Annotated in this window: 6 protein-coding genes and 1 riboswitch; of the genes, 3 read left to right on the plus strand and 3 right to left on the minus strand. The window is 46.8% G+C overall.

Translation table 11 applies throughout. The features are described 5' to 3' along the window. Positions 1-403: 403 nt before the first annotated feature. Both Q7V48_00365 and Q7V48_00370 read right to left on the minus strand, forming a co-directional pair. The gene (locus Q7V48_00365) at positions 404-643 is read right to left on the minus strand and encodes a hypothetical protein (protein ID MDO9209197.1); all 240 of its coding nucleotides are present in this window, start codon (positions 641-643) and stop codon (positions 404-406) included. 4 nt (positions 644-647) lie between these two features. Beyond that, the gene (locus Q7V48_00370; GenBank protein ID MDO9209198.1) at positions 648-1,142 is read right to left on the minus strand and encodes a nucleoside hydrolase; all 495 of its coding nucleotides are present in this window, start codon (positions 1,140-1,142) and stop codon (positions 648-650) included. A gap of 261 nt (positions 1,143-1,403) precedes the next feature. Between Q7V48_00370 and Q7V48_00375 the strand changes: the two genes are divergently transcribed. The 3 genes from Q7V48_00375 to Q7V48_00385 all read left to right on the plus strand — a co-directional run bounded on the left by Q7V48_00375 (position 1,404) and on the right by Q7V48_00385 (position 3,174). Beyond that, positions 1,404-1,682 (plus strand): glutaredoxin family protein, encoded by a 279-nt coding sequence (locus Q7V48_00375; GenBank protein ID MDO9209199.1) that lies wholly within the window; start codon positions 1,404-1,406, stop codon positions 1,680-1,682. Next, a complete protein-coding gene (locus tag Q7V48_00380; GenBank protein MDO9209200.1) occupies positions 1,679-2,191 on the plus strand; it encodes a ferredoxin-thioredoxin reductase catalytic domain-containing protein in 513 nt (170 codons plus the stop codon). Before Q7V48_00375 ends, Q7V48_00380 begins: the two co-directional genes overlap by 4 nt. Positions 2,192-2,376: 185 nt before the next feature. Further along, positions 2,377-2,455, plus strand: a riboswitch (cyclic di-GMP riboswitch). A 107-nt stretch (positions 2,456-2,562) separates the two neighbouring features. Next, a complete protein-coding gene (locus Q7V48_00385; GenBank protein MDO9209201.1) occupies positions 2,563-3,174 on the plus strand; it encodes a thermonuclease family protein in 612 nt (203 codons plus the stop codon). 45 nt (positions 3,175-3,219) lie between these two features. Here Q7V48_00385 and Q7V48_00390 read toward each other — a convergent pair whose 3' ends face one another. Next, positions 3,220-4,959, minus strand: a complete 1,740-nt coding sequence (locus tag Q7V48_00390; GenBank protein MDO9209202.1) for an ATPase, T2SS/T4P/T4SS family — start codon at positions 4,957-4,959, stop codon at positions 3,220-3,222. Positions 4,960-5,133: the final 174 nt, after the last annotated feature.

Below are 5,133 nucleotides of genomic sequence, written 5' to 3' on the forward strand. Positions count from 1 at the left end.
GATAATTATTTTCTTTTTAGTTTATCCTGATAATCTGTGTTTACCCTGTTAGATAGTAAACATCTAACAGGGTGAATCCGTGTCCAAAAAGGAATTTCCTATACAATCCAGTTAAAATTTTTTTGATTATATCAATTTGAAGTCTTGGATGGAATGAAAATTCTACTAAAATCTCTCTGAATGTCATATAAAGATTGGAAGAAAATCAAATAAAGGGGCTGCATGCCAACTTTTTGAATTTCAAAAGAGGAGGTTTCATCATGGTTTACACTTATAAATGCGTCCTATGTGAGAAAGGCGAGGGGGTGGTGCTTGGGGTCGCATCTTCAATGGTCAATAAATCCTTGACTGAATTTTTTGGTATGCGATTCACATAGCCATACCGCCGTATAACCATCTCTCTTCACTTCTTTCCCTGCTTCCTTAAGAACCTTTCGCAATCCGGTTGGGAAGGGAGAGGCGGTTGGGCTCCCAACTTGGTTGTGGTTAGAGCGCCGACGGCAATGGCTTGATTGGCCCCTTTCCCGCCGAAAGCTGTTACCAGACTTTCCCCTGTGATTGTCTCTCCCGGATTATGGAAGCGAGGAATCCTAAGAATAAAATCCACGTTGGAACTCCCCAAGACCAGTATCTTGTTGGTCATGGATTCAATCCTCCAGGCTGGATAAAAAAAGTTCTAAAAATTTTCCTGAGTTCACCCCCAAACAAACCTCGATGTTCTGAAGGCCCTTCCCTGCTGCTACCTCCCAGACCTGGCCATACCGCTCTCCTTCTTCGGTCTCTACGTGGAGGGCCAGCTTTTCTTTGCTCATTAATTCCGGATCGGTCACCCCACCCACTGCCAGAGGGTCATGGAGATAAAAAGTCTTCGCCCCTCCCAGCCCATCTTCTCCGTGCACGGAATGGGCATAAAACGATTTCCCTTTTAAGGGATGGCTTGCCCCCCGCGCAATGACCGGTTGGTCCGGGGGCTGGATGAGAGATAAAACTTTCTGGATATTTGGAAAAACCGTATCGATGGGAACATTTCCGTTCACCCCCGTAACGGCTTTGATTTCCAGTCCGGGCGAATGAAAGCCCAGGATTAATGCCAGGGCATCATCCACTCCCACGTCGCAATCGATGATAACTTTCTTTTTCATTTTTCCGTCCGGCCCGGTTCCTTTGATAAAGTTTTTTTCTACCTTCTTTTTGAATGGAGTTTCGATGCCATGCAAAAGAATTATAAACTATTTCTGTCCGGGCAGCGTCAATCATTTTTTTAAAAACTCACCCCCTTGCTTTTACCCTTACTTTGGCCCATCGCTTCTGATATCAGGGCCTGAATTTGGACAATCCTCATTGACTCTTACTATTCTTTCGAATACACTTTTGATTGAAACTAAAGGGGGAGGTAAATGAAAATGGGAATGATCCATGTCGCCGGAGAGAACAAAGGGAGTATTGTTCTCTATGCCCTGAGCACTTGTGTTTGGTGTCGAAAAATGAAGCAGTTACTGGACCAATTGGGCGTGGAGTATCATTATGTCGATGTCGACCTTCTCCAGGGTGAAGAAAAAACGAAAGCCACCGCGGAGGTTAAAAAACTGAACCCCCGTTGCTCATTCCCCACTCTTTCCATTAACGAGCAATGCATCGTGGGCTTTGATGAAAAGAAGATCGAGGAGGCTTTAAAATCATGAAAGACGGGTTGGAAGTAAGTTGGGAAGAGGTGGAAAAACTCTATGCTCGGCTGCATCGGGAAGCGGAGGCCTCTGGATACCATCTTAACCCGGATGTGGCTTTCACCAAAGAACTTGTCAAAGGCCTACTCATAAACGAAAAAAGGTATGGCTACTGGGCATGTCCGTGCCGGTTGGCCTCGGGCAATAAAGGAGAAGACCTTGATATTATTTGTCCTTGCGATTACCGCGATCCTGATTTGACGGATTACGACGCCTGTTATTGCGCCCTATACGTTTCCGGGGCCGTTTTAAAAGGTGAGAAAAAAATTAATTCCATCCCAGAAAGAAGACCGCCTGAAGAAGAGAGGAAAAACTCCAAATCAGGATCCGGGGACCAAAAAATATTTTCCCTCCCCCTGCCCGTCTGGAGATGCCGGGTTTGCGGTTACTTGTGCGCCAGGGAAGAACCTCCTGAAGTCTGTCCGGTATGCAAAGTTAAAAAAGAGCGATTCGAAAGGTTTATTTAAAATAATTAATTCAGCAATAATTTCATAGACAAAGATTAAAGGCAACCAAAAAAATTGCCGATATAATAATTTGGACGCAGATGAACATAGAACTTCGCTAAGCGCTTAGCGCTATGCGCATAGCGTTTTAATTTTTGAGTATAGGCGAAAATCTGCATCCCAATTAATTTAAATAAAAAACCATAGACCGATAAGGCCAAACTCCGAGTAATCGGGGGACGGAAAGCCGCGGGTCCCGCATGGCGGGATAGCCGGGTTGCCGAAGTCAGACAATAGAGACCGGACTACCTGTGGCTTTGCTTCAACAACAGGGTGTCCGGTTTTTTATTTTCGAGTTGCCAAAAAATCAATCTGAAAAGGAGTGTGAGTGTATGGCCAATTCGCCAGTACATATTAAGCTGCGATTCCACCCTGCCATAAAAAATTCTAACTTTCTCCCCATTGCGCCGCGGTGGATCCGGAAAATATTTTGGGGGATTATCCTTCTCCTCCCTATCTTGGTCTTCTCCTTTGCTTTGGCAGGGCAACCTCCTGGAGACCAAAGGCCCGAAATTGTCTTGAAAGTAGTAGACGGAGATACCTTAAAGATCGAGCATCAAGGCCGGATCGAAAGCATTCGTCTGATTGGGATAGACACCCCGGAAAGCAGAGTAAACCAAAAGGCCAAAAAGGACGCTGCCAGAAATCAAGAGGATATTAAGAAAATTACCAGTCTGGGGCAGGAGGCGACTCGATACGTAAAAAGACTGGTAAAGCCGGGCGACACGATAAAAATAGAGTTTGATCGGCAGATCCGCGATAAATATGGAAGGCTTTTAGGTTATGTTTATCTACCCAATGGTAAGATGTTAAACGAGGAAATTGTTAAAGCGGGGTACGCCAATCTAATGACCTACCCTCCGAATGTGAAGTACGAAGATAGATTTTTAAGGGCTTACCGGGAAGCAAGGGAAAACAACCGGGGTCTCTGGAGCAGATACTGACCGGAAAATTTACGGCATCTTCCGAACAGGGGAATTTTCACCAAATCATGAGACGGCCTGGTCCTTCAGCAACGGTTTTTTCGGCGGTTCAAACATGGTGGCACAGAATGGGCATATAATCCAATCGGCCTGTCTTGCCTTCCCGCATGACGAGCAAGTCCCCGTGATGAAACGCTCGCAGTGGGGGCATACTTCGCTGTCAACCATAATCGGTTGCAAACACGACGGACAAACACCCGTCAGACCCTTATCCTCTTTGGTAAGATAAACTACCCGGCCAAGCTCTTCAAAGGTGGTGATGCCCGCCGCTACCTTTTTTATGCCGTCCATTTGCATCGAGGTCATTCCGGCCTCTGTCGCAGCCTTGATTAAATCCTGCTCTTGGGCATCGGTAGCGATCATATCCCGCATTTTGTTATTTATGCCCAACACTTCGAATATCCCTACCCGGCCGGCATAGCCACTCCCATTACAGCTCTTACAACCATGCCCTCGGTAGAGTTTCTGGTCTTCAGACCTGCTGATGCCCAACCTTTTCAGTTCATCCGTTGTCGGTGTGTAGGCTTCCTTACACTGAGGACATAACTTTCTAACGAGTCTCTGCGCCACGATACCGTTTAATGAAGAAGCCATTAAATATTGGGGAACTCCCAGGTTTTTCAGCCGGATTACGGAAGAAACGGCATCGTTGGTATGGAGCGTCGAAAACACAAGGTGCCCGGTCATAGAAGCCTGGAAGGCAATGATGGCGGTTTCGGTATCCCTCATCTCGCCCACCAGGATCACGTCCGGGTCCTGCCGCAGGACCGAACGCAGGGTGTAGGAAAAGGTGAGGCCCGTCTTTTCATTTACATTCACCTGGTTTACACCTTTTAGTTCATACTCGATGGGGTCTTCTATGGTAATGATATTGATCTCTTCGCCCTTGATATGTTCAATCATGCCATAAAGGGTAGAGGTTTTCCCACTGCCGGTCGGTCCTGTTACCAGGACCACTCCCTGCGGCCTCTCGATCATGTCAAGACCCCATTGGTAATCCTGTCCCGTGAGCCCAATGTTGTTAAGGCTAATCATCGCTGCTTTCGGGTCGAGCACCTTCATTACCACCGTCTCCCCATATTGGGTCGGCACCGTTGAAATTCTTAAATCCAGGCCTTTTTCTCCCAGCCTGACCTTTATTCTACCATCCTGGGAAACCCTTCTTTCGACAATGTCCATCTTGGCCATTACCTTGATACGGGAAACCACAGCCCCCTGTACCCATTTAGGAAGTTGCATCGTTTCCCTCATAATCCCGTCCACCCGAATCCTCACCTTTACCCACTTTTCTTGGGGCTCCAGATGGATATCGCTGGCCCTGCTTTCCGCCCCATAGACGATGATGGAATCTACGATTTTTATGATGGGGGGGGCGGAACTTTTTTTAACCTGTTCGGCGAGATCCCTTTCCGAATCGATATCGTGGAGGACTTCAACAAGACTATCCGACTTGATCTTCAAATCAACGATGAGATCCTCAATCGGCTGACTGAGATGGTAATGGATGCGTATGGCCTCGGCAATATCTGAAGAGGTGGCCACGCACGGCCGAACTTGTAATCCAGCAGAAAACCTGACATCGTCGATGGCATTCAGGTTCAAGGGGTCAGCCATGGCGACTACTAACATTTTCCCTTCGAAGTATAGAGGAATCAGCAGGTACTTCTTGGCCAGCTTTTCGTTAACCAGTTGGATTGCTTCCGGGTCAATGGTGGCGGAAGAGATATCTACAAAAGGGATGTTCAATTGAAAGGAAAGGGTCTAGGAAATATCTATTTCTGCCGCATAACCCTTTTTCACCAGGATGGTTCCAATCCGGGTTCCACTACCTTTTTTACTTTCCTCCAGAACTTCTTCCAGTTGAGCCTCGGTGATAAGCCCTGATTCAACTAGGAGCTCTCCTATTTTTTTCACCGCCAT

The sequence above is a fragment of the Deltaproteobacteria bacterium genome, from assembly GCA_030654105.1.
Classification (GTDB): domain Bacteria; phylum Desulfobacterota; class SM23-61; order SM23-61; family SM23-61; genus JAHJQK01.